Source organism: Mycobacteriales bacterium (assembly GCA_035690485.1).
Taxonomy (GTDB): domain Bacteria; phylum Actinomycetota; class Actinomycetes; order JAFAQI01; family DASSKL01; genus DASSKL01.
This window is the reverse complement of the sequence record DASSKL010000059.1, coordinates 1-20,083: the sequence shown is the minus strand read 5'-3', so window position 1 is coordinate 20,083 and position 20,083 is coordinate 1. Positions and strand designations below refer to the sequence as shown.

The following is a 20,083-nucleotide window of genomic DNA, read 5'->3' as shown; positions in this document are numbered from 1 at the left end:
CTACGGCAGCGAGGCGACGAGGTCGGCGAGCGGCTTGCGGACGCCGGTGAAGAACGGGATCTCCACCCGGGTGTGCAGCCGCGCCGTCGCGCCGCGCAGGTGCCGCATGAGGTCGACCAGCCGGTGCAGCTCGTCGGCCTCGAACGCGAGCACCCACTCGTAGTCGTTGAGCGCGAAGCTCGCCACCGTGTTGGCCCGGACGTCGGGGTACTCGCGCGCCATCCGGCCGTGCTCGGCGAGCATCTCCCGCCGCTCGGCGTCGGGCAGCAGGTACCACTCGTAGCTGCGTACGAACGGGTAGACGCAGACGTAGCGCCTCGGGTCCTCGGTCAGGAACGCCGGCAGGTGGCTCTTGTTGAACTCCGCCGGACGGTGCACGGCGTAGGCCGACCAGACCGGCTCGCACCCGCGTCCCAGCCTGGTCTGGCGGAAGCGGTTGTAGGTGTCCTGCAGCACGTCGGGATCCGCGCCGGTCCACCAGAACATCAGGTCGGCGTCGGCCCGGTAGGCGCCGATGTCGTAGGTGCCGCGGGTCGTCACGCCCTTGGCCATCGCCTGCTCGAGCAGCTCCTCGACCTCGGCGACCGCCGCCTCCCGCCCCTCGTCGGGCAGTCGGGCAGCGCCGGTGCGGGCGCGGAACACCGAGTAGAGCGTGTAACAGATCTGCTCGTTGAGCTCACGGGTGCGGGCGGCCTTCGACGTGCTGGTGGTCATGGCGTCATTGTCCACCCGGACAGCACTTCCGTGGCGGCCTGCTGCCCGGAGCGGATGCAGGCGGGGATCCCGACCCCGTCGTACGCCGCACCGCAGACCGCCAATCCGCCGGCTCCGGCAACGGCCGCGCGGACGCGCCGCACCCGGTCGAGATGCCCCACGGCGTACTGCGGCAGGGCGCCGCCCCAACGGCTGACCCGGCTGGCGACCGGCGGTGCGCTGATCCCGGCACTGTCGAGCAGCTCGCGCCGGGCGTCGACGACGAGGTCCGCATCGTCGCGCTGGAGCACGGCCGGGTCGCCGTAGCGGCCGAACGAGCAGCGCACCACGATCGCGTCGGTGTCGAGGTGCGGCCACTTCGTCGTGAAGAACGTCACCGCCTTGACCGGCCGGCCTTCGACCTCCGGCACCAGGTAGCCGCTCAACCGCGACACCGGACCGTGACGTCCGGCCGCGCTCGCCGGGAAGACCAGCGTGACCAGCGCGACGCTGGCGTAGTCGACCTGACCGAGGTCCGTGGCGGCCGCCGGCACGTCGTCGGTCAGCAGCCGCGACGCGGGGGCGGCGGGCAGGGCGAGGACCACCCCGTCGGCGTCGAGGGTCTGCGCGTCGCGGGTCGACCCGTGCACGACCCGCCACCCCGATGCCGTACGCCGGAGCTCGCGGGCCGGCCGTCCGAGGAGGATCTCTGCCCCGGCCGGCTCCACGGCGAGTTGCAGGGCCTCGACCAGCCGGCCGAGACCGCCGCGGACCGTCGCGAAGACCGGCTGCCCCGAAGGTTCGGGAACCGCGGCCCTCGCCGCCTCGAGCAAGGAGCGGTGGCTTGCGAGGTGCGGCAGCAGCTGTGGCATCGTCGCCTGCAGCGACAGCGCGTCGGCCCGCCCGGCGTAGACCCCACCGAGCAGCGGGTCGACGAGCCGGTCGACCACCTCGCGGCCGAGCCGGCGACGCACGTAACCCCCGACGGTCGTGTCGGCCGTCGGCGGACCGCCCGGCAGCCACGGCTCCACGGCAACGCGTGCGATGCCTCGCAGGGACAGGACGTTCGCGGCCGCGAGAGCCCGCGGGTCGCCCGGGATGCCGAACATCGTGCGCGGCGGCAGCCGCCGCAGCCGGCCGCGGCTCACCACCGCGGCACCGACAGCGGCGGGGTGGACCAGGTCGCCGGCCAGCCCGACGTCGCCGGCCAGCTCGGTGGCACCCGGGGCGCGCCAGAGGAACGACTCGGCGCCCTCGTCGACCGGCAGCCCACCGACTTCCGAGGTGTGCAGCTTGCCGCCGAGCCGGGGTGACCCCTCGAGCACGGTGACCCGGGCGCCGGAGGTGACCAGCGCCCGAGCAGCCGCCAGCCCGGCGATGCCGCCCCCGACGACCGCGACGTGCGGGCGCTGCTCCCCCGGGTCAGGCATCGGCCGCGGCGCTCCGTGATCGGCCGTCCGGCGCGCTCCCCGATCGGCCCGCGGTCGGGCTCTCCGGTCGTACCTCGCCGGCGCGCTCCGCGACCAGGCCGGCGAGAGCCGTCATCACCGCCGGGTCGTCGTTGACCGATGGGGTGCGGCCGAAGGGCAGGCCCAGCTCGTCGGCCAGGCGCCGCGCCTCGATGTCGAGGTCGTAGGCGACCTCCAGGTGGTCCGCGACGAAACCGCACGCGCACACCGCGACCCCTGGACCCCCGGCCGACTCGCGCAGCACCTCGAGCACGTCCGGCCCGAGCCACCGGTCCGCGGTGCGGCCGGCGGACTGCCAGGCAACTCGCCACCGGTCGACACCTGCGCGCTCGGCAACCGCCGCGGCGGTCTGGTGCAGCTGCTCCGGGTAGGGGTCGCCGGCCGCGACGGCCTTCTCCGGCAACGAGTGGGCGGTGAAGACCACCTCCGCGCCGCGTGGCAGTGCGGCGAGCGTCGTACGCACGGCGGCGGCGAGGAAGTCGAGGTACGCCGGTAGCAGGTGCCACGACTCCACGGTGGTGACCGGGATGCCGGCGCTCGCACCCGCGGCGGCGGCGCGGGCGGCGTAGTCGCCGATCGACGCCCGGGAGTAGTGCGGAGCGAGGACGAGCCCCACGACCCGGTCGACGCCGCGCCCGGCGAGCTCGGTCACCCCGTCCTCAATGCGTGGAGCGGCGTGCTTGAGCCCGAGCCCGACCGTGTACTCGCCGCGCTCGTCGAGCGCCCGTTGCAGTGCGGCGGCCTGCGCCTCCGTGATCGCGCGCAGCGGGAACGTGCCGCCGATCGCGTCATAGCGCGCGACGAGCGCAGCGAGCAGCTCGGGCGTCGGCGGGCGCCCACGCCGGATGTCGGTGTAGTAGGCAGCGACGTCGTCGCGGTCGCGCGGCGTGCCGTAGGCCATGACGAGCACGCCGGTCGTCATCGCGCGCTGTCCTCGTGGACGAGCTCGACCAGGCGGGTCAGGACGCCGGGGTCGGTTTCCGGCAGCACCCCATGCCCGAGGTTGAACACGTGTCCCTCGGCCGCCCGGCCGGCGCGCAGCGAGGCGCGGGCCTGCTCGGCGACCGCGGGCCAGGGGGCGAACAGGGTCGCCGGATCGAGGTTTCCCTGCACCGCACGGCCGGGTCCGATCCGCCGAGTCGCCTCGTCGAGCGGCACCCGCCAGTCGACCCCGACGACGTCGGCTCCCGCGGCGCCCATCAGCCCGAGCAGCTCGCCGGTGCCGACCCCGAAGTGGATGCGCGGCACCTCGTGGATGCCGGCGAGGATCTTGGCGGAGTGCGGCTGCACGTAGCGGGCGTAGTCGGCGGCCGACAGCGCCCCCGCCCACGAGTCAAACAGCTGCACCGCACTCACCCCCGCGCCGATCTGCACCCGCAGGAACGCCAGCGTGATGTCGGCGAGCCGGTCGAGCAGCGCGTGCCAGGTCTGCTCGTCGCCGTACATCAGCGCCTTCGTCAGCGTGTGGCTGCGGCTCGGGCCCCCCTCGACGAGGTAGCTGGCGAGCGTGAACGGCGCCCCCGCGAAACCGATGAGCGGGGTATCGCCGAGCTCGTCGACGAGCAGGCGCACCGCCGCGTCGACGTAGTCCACGTCGCCGGGCTCGAGCCCGCGAACCCGCTCGACACCGGCCTGGTCGCGGATCGGCGTGCCGACGACCGGCCCCACGCCGGCCTTGATCTCGACGTCGATGCCGACGGCGTGCAGCGGCACGACGATGTCGCTGAACAGGATCGCCGCGTCGACGCCGTAACGCCGCACCGGCTGCAGCGTCACCTCCGTGACGAGTGCCGGGTCGGCGCAGGACTCCAGCATCGGCCGGTCGCCGCGGACCCGGCGGTACTCCGGCAGCGCGCGGCCGGCCTGGCGCATGAACCACACCGGGGTGTATGCCGTGGGCTCGCGCCGGCAGGCGCGCAGGAACGGCGCGTCGACGGGGGCTGGCACGTGACGATCGTCCCACGCAGCCCGAGGGCGGCGAGCGGCGGAACGACCGATGGGAAGCGACACGCCGTCGCGGCTGCCGGAAACTGTCGGCGGGGCGTGCGACGGTGCTGTCATGACGACGAACGACTACTGCCCCACATGCCGCGAGGAGCGGGAGTTCGAGCAGCCTCCGTGCGTCGACGGCCATGACGACTGCCCCGAGCGCGCCTGCGTCGTGTGCGGCTACGCGCTGTTTGCCGGGATCATCCCCGACCGCCCGGTCCGCCGCGCCCGCCATCTCGCTGCCTGAGCGCCTGCCCCTGCTGAGGGGGTCAGCCGGTGCCCCCACCGGCGCCGATGAGGATGACGCCGGCGAGCGCCGCGATGACGCCGACGGTCTGCACCGACCGCAGCCGCTCGTCGTGCACGACGCGGGCGAGCAGCACGGTGACCACCGGGTAGAGCGAGGAGAGCACCGCGACCAGCGCCAGCAGGCCGTGCCGGGAGGCCACCGCGTAGGCACCGTTCGCCGTCAGGTCGGCAAGCCCGACGACCGCCAGCATGCGCCAGTGCGGTCCGGCTTCGCGGGTCGAGACACCGAGCCTGCCGGCCGCCAATCCGAGCACGACCAGCGGCAACACCGAGGTCGCGCGCATGACCAGCAAGGTCATGACGACGCTGTGGGCGCTCCCCTTCGCGATGAAGAGGATCACGAGACCGAAGCCGACCGCCGACAGGCCGGCCAGCACGACCGGGCGCAGGTTGCGCCCTCCTTCGGCCCGCGGTCCGCTGGCCAGGACGACGCCGACCGCCGCGATGGCGAGGCCGGCGATCTGCAGGCCGCCGGGGGCGTCGCCTTCGGCGAAGCCGACCGCGATCGGCACGGCCACTCCCATGGCGGCGATGGGGGCGACGACGCCCATCGAGCCGGTGGCGAGACCGTGGTAGAAGGCGACCAGCGCGAGAAGGCCGACGGCGCCGGCGCCGATGGCCCACGGCAGGTAGCCGCTGTCCGCGCCGAACCCGCCGGCGCCCGCGGCCACCGGGACGAGCACCACCATCGCGGCGGCCTGCGAGAAACCGACCACGATGATCGCGGGGATGCGCCGGCTGAGCGTGCCGCCGAGGAAGTCCGAGGTCCCCCAGATCAGGCTGGCGAGCAGCGCGAGGACGGCGGCCATCATCGCAGCCTAGGTAGACCCGAGGCCGGATCCGGGCCGCGGGCGGCGCGTCCGACCGGTTTCTGTCGGCCCTCCCGCCTACCCTGTCGCCATGGCGGTCGCCGTGCCACCCGCGCAGCTCCCCGAGGCATTCGCCCGGGCAGTGGCACTGCTCGGCGAGACGCCGATGCGGCCGGAGGTCCGGCTGCAGGAGGGCCCGGCGCCGCAGCGGCTGGCACCGCACGCGATCTCCCTGCAGGCCGAAGCGGTCGTCGGCGACGAGGAGCTGGCGAGCGGCCGGCTGATCGTGCTGCACGACCCGTCCCGTCCAGAGGCATGGGACGGCGACACCCGGCTGGTCGCCTACCTGCACGCGCCGCTCGAGGCCGAGATGGTCGCCGACCCGTTGCTGACCGCGGTCGGCTGGAGCTGGCTGCTCGACGCGTTGGCCGGGGCGGAGGCCGAGCACACGATGGCCGGTGGCACGGTGACCCGGGTCGCCTCCGAGCGGTTCGGCGCGCTGGCCGGCGAGCCCGACGCCGCCCAGGTCGAGCTTCGGGCGTCATGGACACCGGTCGGTGACGACCTGCGGCCACACCTGCGCGCCTTCGGCGAGCTGCTCTGCATGGCTGCCGGGCTGCCCCCGCTCGCCCCAGGCGTGCTCCCGCTGGCCCGCTCGGCCGGCCGCAAGCGGCGCAAGGTCTGACCCCGCTCGGGGCGGCGCCGTCAGGTCGGCAGCGTCGCCTCGCTGCGCTGCTCGGGGAGCGACGCGGAGGGCGACGGCGCCGGAGCCGACGAGAGCGGGGACGACGGCATCGCGACCCCGCCGCCGATCGGCATCCGCAGCGTGAGCGTCGTACCGTTTTGCGGCCACGAGGCGACGTCGATGACCCCACCCGCGAGCCGGGCACGCTCCCGCAGCAGGCCGAGCCCTACGTGCCGGCCGCGTTCCGAGCGCACCTGGCCGGGGTCGAAGCCCGGACCCTCGTCGCGCACGCAGGCGATGACGAGACCGTCCTCCATCGTCAACGTCGCGTCGGCGTCGTCGACGTCGGCGTGCTTGACGACGTTGAGCAGAGCCTCCTGGAAGAACCGGTAGACGGTGATCGCCGTCGCCAGCGGCAGCGGGTGCGGCTCGACCGGCCACGACAGGCGCACGGTCACCCCGTAGCGGGCTGCCAGGTCGTCGCGCAGCATCGTCATCGCCCTGGCCAGGTCCCCGTCGCGCAGCTCCGGCGGGCGGGTGCGGGCCATGACGGCGCGCACCTGCTCCTCGGCCTCGGCCAGCAGGTCGGCGGCATAGGTCACCTGCGCCGGATCCGTCGCGGCCGACAGCACCGAACGTGCGTGCATGAGGGTCTGGGCAACCGTGTCGTGCAGCTCGGCGGCGAGCTGCCCGCGCGCGCTCTCCTCGGCGGCGACGAGGCCCGACAGGAGCTCGAACATGCCGGCACTGGCGGTCTCGGCGCTGCGCCGCTGCTGCTCCGCCAGCTCGTCCGCGACGCGGGCGCGCAGGCTCAGCGCATCGAACGTGCGCCGCAGCTCCGCCTCGTCGACCCGGCGGCGGTGCCAGGGGCGCATCAACGCGGCTCCACCTCGGCGAGCACCCCCGTCGTCGTCCACTCCTGCGAGCGCGGGACCGGCACGTGGGGGTCGAGCCGGCCGAGGTCCGGATCGGCGGCGAGCGCGACCGCGCCGAGCAGCGATGCGACCGCACGTTCCACGGCGTGCAGCTCGTCGACGATGTCGACGACGATGTCGGGTCCCGCCGGCGTGGTCGCCAAGCGAGCGAGTCGGGCGGCGGACTCGCGCAGGACCAGCAGCGACGGCGCAGCCTCCGCGCCGAGATCCCCGAGCGCTCGGGCCGCCTCCTCGGCGGCCTCGGCCTGGGCCCGGGCGTCGTCGCGGCTGCGGGTCAGCTCCGCGACCGAGAGCCACGACTGCGCCTGCTGCACGAGCACGTCGGCGAGCATCGCCTCGCGGCGGCCGAACGTTCCGGACGCAGCGGCCCGGCGGGCGATGAGCACCGCCAGCGGCAGGTCGGCAGGACCGAGGACCGCGGAGCAGTAGGGACGGCCGGCGTGCGGGTGGCCGTCGGGCTCGACACCGGTCTGGACGCCGGTGGAACCGAGGGCGCGAAGCACCCACGCCTCGTCGAGGGTCGCGGCGTGTGCGCGGTGCCGGGACGCGCCGTGCTCGTCACCGGCGTAGAGCACCGGACCGTCGAGGCCGATCAGGACCATCTCGACGTCGGCGCCCCCGAACAGCCGGGCGGCCGCGGTGACGACCACCTGCGCGGACAGGTCCGTGGACCGGCCGGTCGCCCGCTCGTGGCCGTTCGCCAGCTCGGCGAAGAGCCGGGCCTCCGCGGTGCGAGCGGTCTGCTCGTCGTACGACATCCACAGCAGCCCGAGCGGTGCGATCAGGCCGAGCAGGCCGTAGGGCTCGTGCGCCCCGAGCCACGCGGCGAGCATGCCGATGCTGACGCTGGCAGCAGCGTGTACGGCGTGCAACGGGGCGTCCTGGGACGCGAGCCGGCCCAGCGGTGAGCCGCTCATGATGGCCAGCGGGACGGCCGAGAGGAGCTGGTTCAGCGCCCAGTAGCAGCACATGCCGACGACCACGCCGACGGCACCGCCGCCGAGCGTCTGGGCGACGACGACCGCGAGCGCCGCGGAAGCGGTGATCTGCGCGGTGTTGTACTGCAGCTTGACCCAGGCGAGGCGGCGTACGGCCTGCGCGATGGCGACACCGACGAGGACGCTGACGACCGCCCAGCCGCCACCGTGCACGAGCAGCGCACCGCCGATCACACCTTCGGTGACGGTGAACGTCCAGCGCTGCCTGGCGAAGGCCACGTGGACCACCGCCAGCTCGCTCGCCGCCACGGCGACCGCCAGAGCCGGCGACGCCCACCAGGTGCGGTCGCCCCAGCCGGCCAGCCAGACGAACCCCGCGGCCAGGAGCAGCGCGCCGTAGGAGACGGCGCGCACCCGGGCGAGGCGGCTCACGATCCCCACCCGCTGACCGACCACATGTCCTCGGTCCAGGTGCGGGTGGTCCAGGTCCTGGTGGTCCACGTGCGGGTCGACCAGGTGCGGGTCGACCAGGTGCGGGTGGACCAGGTCCGGGTGTTCCAGGTAGCGGCTGTCCAGGGCTGGGTCCAGAGATCGTCCTGCCAGAACTCGTCCGGCCAGCCGGCCTTCGTCGCGTCCCAGCCGTCGGGGTAGTCCGGGGCCGTGCCCTGGGTGACCGTGGTCGGCAGCTGGGCGAGGCCGCCGGGCGAGCCGGAGACCGACGTGGCGGCCGCGCGCATCGAGGCCACCACGTCGTCGGGTGTGGCGCTCGGGTGGGTCGACAGGAAGTCGGCCGCCAGCCCGCTCACGATGGCGGTCGCGCCGCTCGTGCCGGTGCCCGGGATGAGGAGGTTGCCCTCGCCGTCGGAGCGCGAGACGGGCTTGTTGCTTCGCCCGACGATCGAGTCGGCGGGCACCTCACCGGTGACGTGCACGCCGGCGGCCACCAGATCGGGCTTGCCGATGCTCGGGTCGCTGCCCGAGAACGACGCAACCCCGTCGGTCGTCGTGTCGTAGGCGCCGACCGTCAGCGCCGAGGGGTCGAACCCCGGGTCGCTGACGACGCCTGCCGTGTTGCCGGCCGCGACGACGACGGTGACTCCCTGCGCCCGGGTGCGCTGCACCGCGATGTTCAACGGGTCGGCGCCGTAGGCGTCGGACGGCCGTGCCACCGAGAGCGAGAGGTTGGCGACGCGGATCTCGTCGTGTTGGGCGTGAGTGGCGACCCAGTCGAGACCTGCGACGACCGAGGCGAGGGAGGTGCGGCCGTGGTCGTCGGCGACCTTGACGACGGTCACGGTCGCGCCGGGTGCGACCCCGACGATCTGGCCGCCGCCGGCGGACACCGACCCGCCGGCGATCAGCGAGGCGACGTAGGTGCCGTGCCCGTAGCCGTCGGCGAACGTCCCGGTCTCTTGGATGGTCCCGTTGGGGTTGGACAACCCCGAAGTGTCGACGCCGTCGACGAGCCGGCCGGTGCCTCGCTCGAGCGTGGCGGTGTCAGACACGCCGGTGTCGATGACGGCGACGTTGACACCCGTGCCGGCGTCGGCGACGGGCGGGATCGACAAGGTCTGGGGGGCGTAGATCGGCGCTCCGGCGTACGCCTTGGCCTGCAGGTGCACCGGCAGGTTCGGGGTGACACCCAGAACGCCGGCGACGTGGGCGAGACCCGCCAGGGCGGCCCGGCTGCCCCGCACGATCTCGACACCGACCGACGGGAGCATCCGGACGAGGTCGACACCCGGGGCCCGCACGGCCTGGTCCCCGGACAGGGCCACCACGGCCGACAGCGGAGCACCGGTCTGCGACGCGCCCGAGGCCGCCGGCGGCAACCCGCCCATCAGGAGGACGGCCACCGCGGCGAGCAGCACGGCAACCGCAGCCGACCGGCGCGAGCCGAGCCGCAGGGCGGTGGCTGCCGACGGCAATGCGGTGGAAGCGGGCACGCTCGCTCCTCGGGGTCGGATCCTGGCCTTCCGGCTCTCCCTCGGCACGAAGCCCCCCCGGCATTGAGCGTTGCAGCGCGAATCGCCCGTCCGGCCTAACCGCCGCGCCCCCCACCGAACGTGCGGCACGTCACCCGATTGTCCGAATATCCCGATCTGCGCGGTATCTGCTCCGCGCTCGGGCTACAGGTAAGCCGCCGGACGGCCGAACCTGCACAACGACGAGCCCTGCTGGGCTCAAGGCAGGCATGGCCGAGGAGGTACCCGTGACAGCGCTGGTCGAGCAGTCCATCCCCGCTCCGCCGGGAGTGGCGCCTGGGTTCACGGCCATGGTCGTCGACGACCACCCCCTCATCCGGGAGTCGATGGTCGCCCGCCTGATGGCGATGGGCGCCACCGACATCGCCGAGGCGGCAAGCTGCGCCGAAGCGCGGGCACGCGCCCACGCCAGCGGCCCCCGCGAGCTGTGCGTGCTCGACGTCGGCCTGCCCGACGGCTCCGGCCTCGACCTGCTCGCCGACCTGCGCGCCGCAGGCTGGCAGCGGCTCGTCGTGCTGTCCGCCGCCGACGACCCCTACTCGGTGCGCGCCGCGTTCGTCGCGGGCGCCCAGGGCTACCTCCTGAAGTCCGCCTCCCCGCTCGTTGTCGCCGACGGTGTCCGCCGCGTCCTCGACGGCGGCGTGTACGCCGACCCCTCAGTCGCCTCTCTACTCGCCGCCGGGCTGCGCAGCGCACCGAGCAACGACGGCGTCGCCGACCTGTCCGGCCGCGAGGTCGAGGTGCTCCGGCTCGTCGCGGACGGCCGGTCCAACAAGGAGATCGGCGAGGACCTCGGCCTGTCGGCGCTCACCGTCAAGAGTCACCTGGCCCGCATCGCCCGAAAGCTCGGCACCGGCGACCGCGCCGAGATGGTCGCCATGGCCATGCGCGCCGGCGTGATCAGGTAGTCCCGCCGCGTCAATCAGGCCCGCCGGACGGCACCCGGCGTAACTTGGTCGGCGTGGGAGAAGGTGCGCCGGACGAGCACACCTCGGCCGTCCCGTTGCTCGAACCCCGGGACGGCATCCCCCCGGTGACGGCCACGGCCGGCGATCTCTCCCGCGTGGCTGCACGGTTCGCCGCGGCCTCCGGACCGGTCGCCCTCGACGCCGAGCGCGCCTCCGGCTATCGCTACGGCCAGCGCGCCTACCTGGTGCAGCTGCGCCGCGCGGGCGCGGGCACCGCGCTCGTCGACCCCGTCGGCTGCCCCGATCTGACCACGCTCGGCGAGGCACTGGCCGGTGCCGAATGGGTGCTGCACGCCGCGAACCAGGACCTGCCCTGCCTGCGCGAGATCGGGATGATGCCCCGGCGGCTGTTCGACACCGAGCTCGCCGGGCGGCTTGCCGGCTTCGAGCGGGTCGGCCTCGGCGCGCTGGTCGAGCGCCTGCTCGGCTTCACGCTCGAGAAGGGCCATGCCGCCGTCGACTGGTCCAAGCGCCCACTGCCCGAGCCGTGGCTGCGCTACGCCGCGCTGGACGTCGAGCTGCTGGTCGACCTGCGTGACGCGCTGGCCGAGGAGCTGCTGCGCCAGGGAAAGTTCGACTGGGCGCTCGAGGAGTTCGAGGCGCTCGTCGTCGCGCCGCCGGCTCCGGCTCGACCCGACCCCTGGCGGCGTACGTCGGGGATCCACCGCGTCCGCAGCCGCCGCCAGCTGGCCGCGATCCGCTCGCTCTGGGAGGCCCGCGACCAGGTCGCCCGCGAGCGCGATGTCGCGCCGGGCCGCATCGTCCCCGACTCCGCACTCGTCGCGGCCGCGATCGGCGGCCCGTCGTCGGCCACCGAGCTGATGGAGATCGACGGCTACACCGGCCGCGGTGCGCGCCGCTACGCCGGCACGTTCGCGGCGGCGCTGCACGCGGCCGCGCGGCTGCCCGAGTCAGCCCTGCCCAGACCGGTGCCGGTGGGCGACGGGCCGCCTCCGGCCAACCGATGGGCCGACCGCGACCCGGTCGCCGCGGCCCGGCTGTCGAAGGCGCGCGCCGCCCTCGCCGCGATCGCCGACGACCACAACCTTCCGGTCGAGAACCTGCTCTCCCCGGAGCTCGTCCGACGGCTGGCCTGGACCCCGCCCGTGCCGGCGACCGAGAGCGCCGTCGCCATCGCCCTGACGGAAGGCGGTGCTCGCGCCTGGCAGGTGCGGCTGACCACGCGCGTCCTGGTCGATGCCCTCGCCGTGGACGACTCGAGAGCCTCCACCACGCCCGCCGCGATCCCGTCCGGCGACCCTTGTTGCGAAGGTTAGGTCGCCCTAAGTAGACTCGCTGCAGTCCCGACCGGATCGGCCCCCGGAGATGCAGTGCTCGGCAACTTCCTCATCGGACTGCGCGAAGGCCTCGAGGCCTCGCTCGTCGTGGGCATCCTCGTGGCCTACCTCGTCCGCACCGGCAACCGGCGGCGGCTGCCACTGCTCTGGGCCGGGGTGGGTGTGGCCGTCGCACTGTCCATCGGGGTGGGCGCCGCGCTCACGTTCACCAGCGCCACGCTGTCGGGAGAGAAGCAGGAAGCCTTCGCCGGCGGGATGTCGATCTTCGCGGTCGGCTTCGTCACCTGGATGATCTTCTGGATGCGGCGTACCGCCCGCTCGATCAAGTCGGACCTGCAGGGACGCCTCGACACGGCACTCGCGATGGGCGCGACCGCCTTGGTGCTGACGGCGTTCCTCGCCGTCGGCCGCGAGGGTCTGGAGACCGCGGTCTTCCTGTGGTCGGCGATCCAGGCGACCGGCGACGGCACCGCTCCCCTGCTCGGGGCGTCACTCGGGCTCGCGACCGCGATCGTCCTGGGCTGGCTCGTCTACAAGCGGTCGGTGACCCTCAACCTCGGCACGTTCTTCACGGTCACCGGCGCCGCGCTGGTCGTCGTCGCCGCCGGTGTCCTCGGCTACGGCATCCACGACCTGCAGGAGGGCGGGGTGCTGCCCGGCCTCAACTCCCTCGCGTTCGACGTCTCCGACGCCGTGCCGCTGTCGTCGTGGTACGGCGCGCTCCTGCACGGGATCTTCGGCTTCACCCCCGACTCGACCTGGCTGCAGACCGTGGCCTACGGCTGCTACCTCGTACCGGTGATGGCGCTGTTCTTCCGCGGCGGCAAGGCTCCGGCCCCGTCGAGGCAGTCGCTACCGGTCGCCGCCCGCTGACCGCTCCCCCACCTCGACCCACGCTGGAGAAGACGCCATGCGCGCCGTTCCCGTTGCCCTGCTCACCGTCACCCTGGCCGGATCTCTCGCGGCCTGCGGCGGCTCACCCGCGAAGCAGACCGTCGCGGTGACCGCCACCGACACCGCCTGCCAGGTCGCCGACACCCAGCTCTCCGGCCCGGGCACCTACGCGTTCAAGGTCACGAACAAGGGTCACCAGACCACCGAGGTCTACGTCTACACGCACGACGGCAAGAAGGTCGAGGAGGTCGAGCACATCGGCCCCGGCACCTCCCGCACGCTGAAGGCGAAGCTCGCCGCGGGCGACTACCAGGTGGCCTGCAAACCGGGCGAGAAGGGCGACGGCATCCGCACCGACATCCACGTCAGATAGCGGGCTGTAGACCCGTTCGGGCGCGGTTCGTTCACCCGTTTGCCGCACGGCGGCGCGACGCGGTTTGGGTACGGTCTGGGCTGTGACAGCCTGCCCGGAGCCGTCGCCGCCGACCGCGGTGACGCTGCGCCGGGTCGCCCTTGCGGCGTCGGTCCTGTTCGACGTCGACCTGGTCCCCGACGACGACGGCGTCGTCCTCCCGGGGCCGCCGGACGTGCACGTCGCCTGGCTGCAGCTGCGCCGCGCGATGGCCGGTCACGATCCCGACGGCGCGACCGCGCGCGAGCGGGTGGCGTGCTGGCTGCTCGGGCGTCGATGGGTGGCCGACGTCGACCCCGACGACCTGTCTGCACGGGCGCGACCGCTGGGCCTGCCGGTCGACCACGTGCTGCATCCCGGGCTCGACTGGGTCGAGATGCGGGTCCTCGGCGGCGCGCTCGACGTCGGGCTCGGCTTCGTCGGCCTCGACCCGCGGCGCCCCGATGACGTGGTGCCGCTGACCCGCGAGCTGCTCGCGGAGCCCGCGGTCGCCGTCGAGCCGCTGTGGCGCGGAGCTGTCGCCTACCTCGAGCGGATGGGCGCGATGGCGGCCGACCGGCTCGACCGGCAGCCGGCCGCGCCGCTACGGCCGATGGGCGACTGCGACGTCGTGACGCTGCTGGCCTCCGCGACGTTCCGCAGCGCACTCGCCGCCGGCGCGCAGGGAATGCGCGCCCTCGCGGTGCCCATGCGCACCCGCGGCTGGCTCGACCTCTCGCGCATCGACCCGGCGTTCGTCGTCGCGGCAGCCGCCGCGACGGAACCGGCCGACCGTGGGTTCAACCGGCCGCTGCTGCTGACCCGCGACGAGGTGACGCTGTCGCTCGAGGGCGGCCGTCCCGCAGAGATCGTCCTGCGCGACCCACCACCTCAGCGGCAGTGGCTACGGGACGTGCTCTACCACCGGTGACGCCACGGCGATGACGTGCGCGGCGATCGCCGGGGCGCTGAGCCCGACGTCGTCGAGGATGTCGGCCCGCTTGCCTTGGGTCAGGAACTCCGGCGGGAGGCCGAGGTTGTGCACCGGCGTATCGACCCCCGCGTCGCGCAGCGCCTGGGCGACCGCAGTGCCGACACCCCCCACGCGTAGGTTGTCCTCGACGGTGACGACGGCGCCGTAGACCGACGCCAGCGCGGGAAGCGCCGGGTCGACCGGCTTGACCCACCGCGGGTCGACCACGGTCACCCCGGTCCCGGACGCGCTGGCGCAGCGGGCGGCGTCGAGGCAGACCTCGGCCATCACGCCGACGGCGACGAGCAGCACGTCGGTCGACGACTCGGGCGAGCGCCACAGCACATCCATGCCACCGATGCGGTCGAGCGGCGCCAGATCCGCGCCGACCGCGGCCTTCGGGAACCGCAGCACGCTGGGCCCGTCGCTGCGGTCGACGGCTTCGCGCAGCTCCTCCTGCAGCCGGGTCGCGTCGCGAGGCGCCGCGATCGACAGGCCGGGCACGGCCTGCAGCACGGACATGTCCCACATGCCGTTGTGGCTGGGCCCGTCGTCGCCGGTCACGCCGGCTCGGTCGAGGACGAAGGTCACCGGCAGGCGGTGCAGCGCGACATCCATGAGCACCTGGTCGAACGCACGGTTGAGGAAGGTGGCGTAGAGGCAGACGACCGGCTTGAGGCCGCCCATGGCCAGGCCGGCGGCGGAGGTGACCGCGTGCTGCTCCGCGATGCCCACGTCGAAGACCCGGTCCGGGTAGGCGCACTGGAAGGGGTGCAGGCCGACCGGGCGGAGCATGGCCGCGGTGATGGCGACCACGTCGGGCCGCTCGGCCCCGATCGCGACCATCTCCTCGGCGAAGACCTGCGTCCAGCCGCGCTTCGATGCCGACACCGGCTGCCCGGTCACCGGGTCGATGACGCTGACCCCGTGCAGGCAGTCGGCCTCGTCGTCCTCCGCGGGCGCGTAGCCGAACCCCTTGCGGGTCATGCAGTGCACGATCACCGGCCCGCCGAACTCGCGGGCGCGCCGCAGCGCGCTCTCGGTGGCGGCGATGTCGTGGCCGTCGATCGGGCCGACGTACTTGATGCCGAGGTCCTCGAACATCACCTGCGGCTGCAGCAGGTCCTTGATGCCCTTCTTCATGCCGTGCAGCGCGTCGTAGAGGGGGCCGCCCACGACCGGCGCCTTGGGTAGCGACGACTTGACGGTCTCGAGCAGCTGCTCGTAGCCCGGCGTGAGGCGCAGCTTGGACAGGTGGTCGGCCAGACCGCCCACGGTCGGCGCGTAGGACCGGCCGTTGTCGTTGACGACGACGATCACCGGGCGGTCCTTGGCCGCGGCGATGTTGTTGAGGGCCTCCCAGCACATGCCGCCGGTGAGTGCCCCGTCGCCGACGACGGCCACGACGACCCGGTCACGTTCGCCGCGCAGCGCGAAGGCCTTCGCGAGCCCGTCGGCGTAGGACAGCGCGGTCGATGCGTGAGAGTTCTCGATGAGGTCGTGCTCGGACTCGGTGCGGCTCGGGTAGCCGGACAACCCGTCGCGTTGACGCAAGCGGTCGAAACCGTCCTGGCGGCCGGTGAGGATCTTGTGGACGTAGGCCTGGTGACCGGTGTCCCACAGGATGCGGTCGCGCGGGGAGTCGAAGACCCGGTGCAGCGCGATCGTCAGCTCGACGGCGCCGAGGTTGGGACCGAGGTGGCCTCCCGTGCGCGAGACCTTCTCCACGAGGAAGTCGCGGATCTCGGCGGAGAGCTGCGGCAGGGCCGACGGCTGCAGCCGGCGGAGGTCCTGTGGTCCGTGGATCGACTCGAGCAGGCTCACTCGCGCTCCTTTTCATCGCCACTCCCCCGAACGCGCGTGAGTGTAGTCCGCGGCGTGTCCGCGTTGATCTTTACGACACCGGTCGTCACAGTCGCGGTGTCCAGCGCTCCCCACGCAATGCGCGCTCGACGACGTCGACCGCCCGGGCCAGCGCGGCCAGCCGCGCCTGCTCCCGCTCCAGCGCCGCGACGGCTGCGTCGACGGTCTCGACTCCGACCACCTCGCGCAGCTCGACGCGGGCGTTGGCGATCCCGTGCCGGGTCGCCTCGCGAGCGGCCGCGACGTGCCAGGCGGCGCAGCGGGCGAGTACGGCGGGGTGCCGGCGCAGCACGTCGTAGGCGCGGTAGTCCGGCGGGCAGGCGTCGTAGAGCCAGGTGACCGCGCGTCGCTCCCACTCGGGCGTGCCCGGTGGCGGCACCTCGGCCGGCCAGCCGGGCGGCAGGGCGCCAGACCGTGGGCCGGTCAACCGACCGCCCAGAACAGCGCGGCGATGCCTCCGTAGCAGCCGCACAGCACGGCGCCCTTCCACACCGCCGCCCGGGCGTCGGCCAGCAACAGCGCAGGGATGACGACGGCCGCGCCGAGACCGGCGAGCTCCGCCGGGCGGAATGCCAGCGGCAACGGGCGGATCGTCAGCGACAGGAACACCACGACGGGAATGACGAACAACGCGACCTGGGTGGCCGAGCTGAGCGCGATCTCGGCCGCGAGCCGCACGTTGCCGCGCGAGGCGATGACGACCGCACCGCCGTGCTCGGCGGCGTTGCCGACGATGGCGACGATGACGCCGGCCACGAAGAAGTCGCCGAGCCCGGTCTCGTCGGCGAAGGTCTGGATGCTGCCGGTGAGGATCTCGGTGACGACCACCGTGGCGACGGTCGCCAAGCCGAGCACGGTCAGGGCGGTGGGCAGCGACCAATGGGGGTCGGCGACCACCCCACCCGCCCGGTGCGCCCGCGTCTCCCTGCGCACGGAGGTCGCGGTGGTCACCAGGTAGAGGCCGAGCAGGACGACCATCGGCGGCAACGCGTAGGGGCGGAGCAGCCCGTCGCCCCCTCCCGACCAGTGCACCGCCGCCGGCAGCAGGAACGCCACCGCGGCGAGCGCGACCTGCCCGAGAGCCAGCAGGGTCGTCCGCCGGCTGAGCGGCTGGGTCGTCGTGCCGCGGGGGGCGACCAGCAACGAGAACCCGAGCACCAGCAGCAGGTTGCCGATGACGGACCCGATGAGCGACCCGCGCACGACCTCGAACAGGCCGCGGTGCACCGAGAACAGCGCGACCATCAGCTCGGGTGCGTTGCCGAAGCTGGCGTTGAGCAGGCCGGCGATCGCGGGGCCGGTGTGCTCACCCACCTGCTCGGTCGACTCGCCGATGACCCAGGCCAGCGGCACCAGCGCGATCGCGCTGATCACGAACAGCGCCGCGTCGCCGACGCCCGCGAGCGCGGCGCCGATGTCGGCAGGCACCAGCGCCGTGCCCAGCCAGAACAGCCGCCGGCCGCTCACGTGCTCGGCCCGACGGGCTGCAGCAGCGCGACGCACTCGACGTGCGCGGTCATCGGGAACAGGTCGTAGGCGCGAAGCTCGCGCATCGCGTAGCCGGCGGACGCGAACGTCGCGAGGTCGCGGGCGAGCGCGGCCGGGTCGCAGGCGACGTAGACGACCGCGCGAGGGCCGAGAGCGCCGATCGCGCGCACGACATCGGCGCCCGCGCCCGTGCGCGGCGGGTCGAGGGCGACGACGTCGGCCGGAGCCAACCGGCGTACGACGTCAGCCGTGACCGAGGCGCGGCGCACGCGGACCTGCGGCAGGTCGGCCAGGTTGTCGCGGGCATCCGTGACGGCGCCCCGGTCACCCTCGACGGCGATCACGCGCCCGGCGGCCCCGACCCGCTCGGCAAGCCCGGCGGCGAACAGCCCGACGCCGGCGTACAGGTCCAGTGCCCGCTCGGCCGGCTGCGGGTCGGCCAGGTCGAGCACCGCGGCGAGCAGCGTGTCGGCGGCACCGGGGTGCACTTGCCAGAAGCCGCCGGCGGACACCCGCCAGCGACGCCCGCCCGCGCGTTCGTGGACGACGGCGGCGACGTCCCCCGCCACGTCGGTGGCGCCCGCCCCCTCGACCACCACGGCCGTCTCGCCGCTCGTCGCGCCCGCCGCGACCTCGATGGCGATGGCACCCGGCCAGCGCCGGCCCTCGACACCCGCGGCCTCCACCAGCGGGTGCGCGATCTGGCAGTGATCGATCGGCTGCACGTCGTGCGAGCGGTGCCTGCGGAAACCCACCGCCCCGTCGGGCGTGACCGCGAACCGCACCCGTGTCCGCCACCCCAGGCCCCCGGGGGCGCCGGGAACCTCGGCGACGTCCCCGCTCCAGTCGAGCCGGGCCAGCCGGGCGAGCTGCTCGCGGACGACCGCGGCCTTCAGCCGCCGCTGGGCGTCCAGTGACGCGTGCTGCCAGTCGCAGCCGCCGCAGCGCCCCGGCCCGGCGAACGGGCAGGGCGGGACCACCCGGTCCGGGGAGGCCGCAAGCACCTCGACGGCGTCGGCGCGGGCGTAGCGCGACCGCTCCTCGGTGATCCGCGCCCGCACCCGTTCGCCGGGCAGCGCGTGGCGGACGAAGACGACCCGGCCCTCGTGGCGGGCGACGCAGACACCACCGTGCGCCACGGCGCCGACGTCGAGGTCGACCGTCACTCGTTGCCGAGGGAGCGCGACCGGCTGCGGCGGAACGGCCACGGGAACCGTCGCCGCGGCTTCGGCGCCAGCAGCGTGTCGGACGACTCCAGCTGCCACGGCACGCTGGTGACCATCACCCCAGGCTGGAACAGCAGTCGGCTCTTGAGGCGCAGCGCGCTCTGGTTGTGCAGCAGCTGCTCCCACCACCGGCCGACGACGTACTCCGGGATGAAGACCGTGACCACGTCACGCGGGCTGGCGCGGCGGATGTTCTTCACGTACTCGATGACCGGTCGGGTGATCTCGCGGTAGGGCGAGGCGAGGGAGATCAGCGGCACCGGGATGCCGCGCCGATCCCACTCCTCCTGCAGCGCCTTGACTTCGTCGGGGTCGACGGAGACGGTCACCGCCTCCAGCGTGCTGGGACGGGTCGCCCGGGCGTAGGCGAGCGCGCGCAGCGTCGGCTTGTGGATCTTGGACACGAGCACGACCGCGTGGTTGCGCGACGGCAGCGTCGGCGGCTCGTCGAGCGGCTCGAGCTCGTCGCGCACCCGGTCGTAGTGGCCCCGGATCGCCCGCATGGTCGCGAAGATCACCATCATCGCGACGATCGCGATCCACGCGCCCTCCACGAACTTCGACGCGAGGATGATCACCAGCACGACGGCGGTGGTGACCGCGCCGACGCCGTTGATGATGCGCGAGCGCCGCATCTGCCGGCGGCGGGCCGGGTCGGTCTCGATCCGCAGATGACGGTTCCAGTGCCGCAGCATGCCGGTCTGGCTGTTCACGAACGACACGAAGACGCCGATGATGTAGAGCTGGATCAGCGCGGTGGGGCTGGCCTTGAAGGCGACGATCAGCACCATCGCGAAGCCCGCCAGCAGCAGGATGCCGTTGCTGAAGGCCAGCCGGTCGCCGCGGGTGTGCAGCTGCCGGGGCAGGTAGCCGTCGCGAGCCAGGATCGACGCCAACACCGGAAAGCCGTTGAACGCGGTGTTCGCGGCGAGCACCAAAATCAAAGCGGTGGTGAATTGGAGGTAGTAGAAGCCGATGGCATGGTCGCCGCCGAAGATGGCCTGGCCGACCTGGGCGATCACCGTCTTGGTGTGCGCGCCGTGCGGCAGCCCGAGCTGCTCGGGCGAGGAGGCGACGTGCACGTGGCTCACGATCGCGAACGCCGTGATGGACAGGAACATGCTGACCGCGATGCCGCCGAGCATCGCGAGCGTCGTCGCCGCGTTCTTC

Annotated in this window: 20 protein-coding genes; 7 read left to right on the top strand and 13 right to left on the bottom strand. The window is 73.8% G+C overall.

Annotated features, from left to right (window positions below; all coding sequences use genetic code 11):
- Genes hemQ through hemE form a run of 4 tightly spaced genes read right to left on the bottom strand, consistent with a single transcriptional unit; the run spans position 1 to position 4,082 of the window.
- The gene (gene hemQ / locus VFJ21_07595) at positions 1–714 is read right to left on the bottom strand and encodes a hydrogen peroxide-dependent heme synthase (GenBank protein ID HET7406983.1); all 714 of its coding nucleotides are present in this window, start codon (positions 712–714) and stop codon (positions 1–3) included.
- Positions 711–2,123, bottom strand: a complete 1,413-nt coding sequence (hemG, locus tag VFJ21_07590) for a protoporphyrinogen oxidase (GenBank protein ID HET7406982.1) — start codon at positions 2,121–2,123, stop codon at positions 711–713. The genes hemQ and hemG overlap by 4 nt, the downstream gene beginning before the upstream one ends.
- Complete coding sequence (gene hemH / locus VFJ21_07585; GenBank protein ID HET7406981.1) at positions 2,116–3,084, bottom strand: ferrochelatase; 969 nt, start codon at positions 3,082–3,084, stop codon at positions 2,116–2,118. The genes hemG and hemH overlap by 8 nt, the downstream gene beginning before the upstream one ends.
- Positions 3,081–4,082 carry a uroporphyrinogen decarboxylase gene (gene hemE, locus VFJ21_07580; protein HET7406980.1) on the bottom strand — a complete coding sequence of 334 codons (1,002 nt, stop codon included), beginning with the start codon at positions 4,080–4,082 and terminating at the stop codon, positions 3,081–3,083. The genes hemH and hemE overlap by 4 nt, the downstream gene beginning before the upstream one ends.
- Before the next feature lie 139 nt (positions 4,083–4,221).
- On the opposite strand from hemE, the gene VFJ21_07575 reads away from it, so the two are divergent.
- Entirely contained in the window at positions 4,222–4,398 is a 177-nt protein-coding gene (locus VFJ21_07575; GenBank protein HET7406979.1) for a hypothetical protein, read from the top strand.
- Between the two features lie 22 nt (positions 4,399–4,420).
- Here VFJ21_07575 and VFJ21_07570 read toward each other — a convergent pair whose 3' ends face one another.
- A complete protein-coding gene (locus VFJ21_07570) occupies positions 4,421–5,269 on the bottom strand; it encodes a DMT family transporter (GenBank protein ID HET7406978.1) in 849 nt (282 codons plus the stop codon).
- Positions 5,270–5,360: 91 nt separating this feature from the next.
- On the opposite strand from VFJ21_07570, the gene VFJ21_07565 reads away from it, so the two are divergent.
- Positions 5,361–5,954, top strand: coding sequence for a DUF3000 domain-containing protein (locus VFJ21_07565; GenBank protein ID HET7406977.1), 594 nt, complete (start codon positions 5,361–5,363; stop codon positions 5,952–5,954).
- Positions 5,955–5,974: 20 nt separating this feature from the next.
- Here VFJ21_07565 and VFJ21_07560 read toward each other — a convergent pair whose 3' ends face one another.
- Genes VFJ21_07560 through VFJ21_07550 form a run of 3 tightly spaced genes read right to left on the bottom strand, consistent with a single transcriptional unit; the run spans position 5,975 to position 9,773 of the window.
- Complete coding sequence (locus VFJ21_07560; protein ID HET7406976.1) at positions 5,975–6,829, bottom strand: ATP-binding protein; 855 nt, start codon at positions 6,827–6,829, stop codon at positions 5,975–5,977.
- Entirely contained in the window at positions 6,829–8,259 is a 1,431-nt protein-coding gene (locus VFJ21_07555; GenBank protein ID HET7406975.1) for a hypothetical protein, read from the bottom strand. Before VFJ21_07555 ends, VFJ21_07560 begins: the two co-directional genes overlap by 1 nt.
- Complete coding sequence (locus VFJ21_07550; protein ID HET7406974.1) at positions 8,256–9,773, bottom strand: S8 family serine peptidase; 1,518 nt, start codon at positions 9,771–9,773, stop codon at positions 8,256–8,258. The genes VFJ21_07555 and VFJ21_07550 overlap by 4 nt, the downstream gene beginning before the upstream one ends.
- A 266-nt stretch (positions 9,774–10,039) precedes the next feature.
- On the opposite strand from VFJ21_07550, the gene VFJ21_07545 reads away from it, so the two are divergent.
- The 5 genes from VFJ21_07545 to VFJ21_07525 all read left to right on the top strand — a co-directional run bounded on the left by VFJ21_07545 (position 10,040) and on the right by VFJ21_07525 (position 14,294).
- Positions 10,040–10,720 (top strand): response regulator transcription factor, encoded by a 681-nt coding sequence (locus VFJ21_07545; protein HET7406973.1) that lies wholly within the window; start codon positions 10,040–10,042, stop codon positions 10,718–10,720.
- A gap of 53 nt (positions 10,721–10,773) precedes the next feature.
- Positions 10,774–12,057: an HRDC domain-containing protein gene (locus VFJ21_07540; protein HET7406972.1), complete on the top strand. Its 1,284-nt coding sequence runs from the start codon at positions 10,774–10,776 to the stop codon at positions 12,055–12,057.
- A 54-nt stretch (positions 12,058–12,111) separates the two neighbouring features.
- Entirely contained in the window at positions 12,112–12,951 is an 840-nt protein-coding gene (gene efeU, locus VFJ21_07535; protein ID HET7406971.1) for an iron uptake transporter permease EfeU, read from the top strand.
- Positions 12,952–12,988: 37 nt separating this feature from the next.
- Positions 12,989–13,345, top strand: coding sequence for a cupredoxin domain-containing protein (locus VFJ21_07530; protein HET7406970.1), 357 nt, complete (start codon positions 12,989–12,991; stop codon positions 13,343–13,345).
- An 82-nt stretch (positions 13,346–13,427) separates the two neighbouring features.
- Complete coding sequence (locus VFJ21_07525) at positions 13,428–14,294, top strand: hypothetical protein (GenBank protein HET7406969.1); 867 nt, start codon at positions 13,428–13,430, stop codon at positions 14,292–14,294.
- Here the strand turns inward: VFJ21_07525 and dxs are convergent.
- The 5 genes from dxs to VFJ21_07500 all read right to left on the bottom strand — a co-directional run.
- The gene (dxs, locus tag VFJ21_07520) at positions 14,268–16,154 is read right to left on the bottom strand and encodes a 1-deoxy-D-xylulose-5-phosphate synthase (protein HET7406968.1); all 1,887 of its coding nucleotides are present in this window, start codon (positions 16,152–16,154) and stop codon (positions 14,268–14,270) included. The genes VFJ21_07525 and dxs overlap by 27 nt on opposite strands.
- A gap of 91 nt (positions 16,155–16,245) precedes the next feature.
- Complete coding sequence (locus tag VFJ21_07515) at positions 16,246–16,626, bottom strand: hypothetical protein (protein ID HET7406967.1); 381 nt, start codon at positions 16,624–16,626, stop codon at positions 16,246–16,248.
- Complete coding sequence (locus VFJ21_07510; GenBank protein ID HET7406966.1) at positions 16,623–17,666, bottom strand: hypothetical protein; 1,044 nt, start codon at positions 17,664–17,666, stop codon at positions 16,623–16,625. Before VFJ21_07510 ends, VFJ21_07515 begins: the two co-directional genes overlap by 4 nt.
- A complete protein-coding gene (locus VFJ21_07505; protein ID HET7406965.1) occupies positions 17,663–18,853 on the bottom strand; it encodes a class I SAM-dependent RNA methyltransferase in 1,191 nt (396 codons plus the stop codon). The genes VFJ21_07510 and VFJ21_07505 overlap by 4 nt, the downstream gene beginning before the upstream one ends.
- Positions 18,850–20,083: amino acid permease (locus tag VFJ21_07500; protein HET7406964.1), on the bottom strand; the 1,234-nt coding region annotated here is incomplete at its 5' end. The genes VFJ21_07505 and VFJ21_07500, both read right to left, overlap by 4 nt.

Bases quoted from the DNA above. Each gene is read 5' to 3' on its own strand.
- hemH (HET7406981.1), bottom strand. From the start codon at position 3,084: ATGACGACCGGCGTGCTCGTCATGGCCTACGGCACGCCGCGCGACCGC.
- VFJ21_07575 (HET7406979.1), top strand. From the start codon at position 4,222: ATGACGACGAACGACTACTGCCCCACATGCCGCGAGGAGCGGGAGTTC.
- VFJ21_07570 (HET7406978.1), bottom strand. From the start codon at position 5,269: ATGGCCGCCGTCCTCGCGCTGCTCGCCAGCCTGATCTGGGGGACCTCG.
- hemQ (HET7406983.1), bottom strand. From the start codon at position 714: ATGACCACCAGCACGTCGAAGGCCGCCCGCACCCGTGAGCTCAACGAG.
- hemG (HET7406982.1), bottom strand. From the start codon at position 2,123: ATGCCTGACCCGGGGGAGCAGCGCCCGCACGTCGCGGTCGTCGGGGGC.
- VFJ21_07530 (HET7406970.1), top strand. From the start codon at position 12,989: ATGCGCGCCGTTCCCGTTGCCCTGCTCACCGTCACCCTGGCCGGATCT.
- VFJ21_07560 (HET7406976.1), bottom strand. From the start codon at position 6,829: ATGCGCCCCTGGCACCGCCGCCGGGTCGACGAGGCGGAGCTGCGGCGC.
- VFJ21_07565 (HET7406977.1), top strand. From the start codon at position 5,361: ATGGCGGTCGCCGTGCCACCCGCGCAGCTCCCCGAGGCATTCGCCCGG.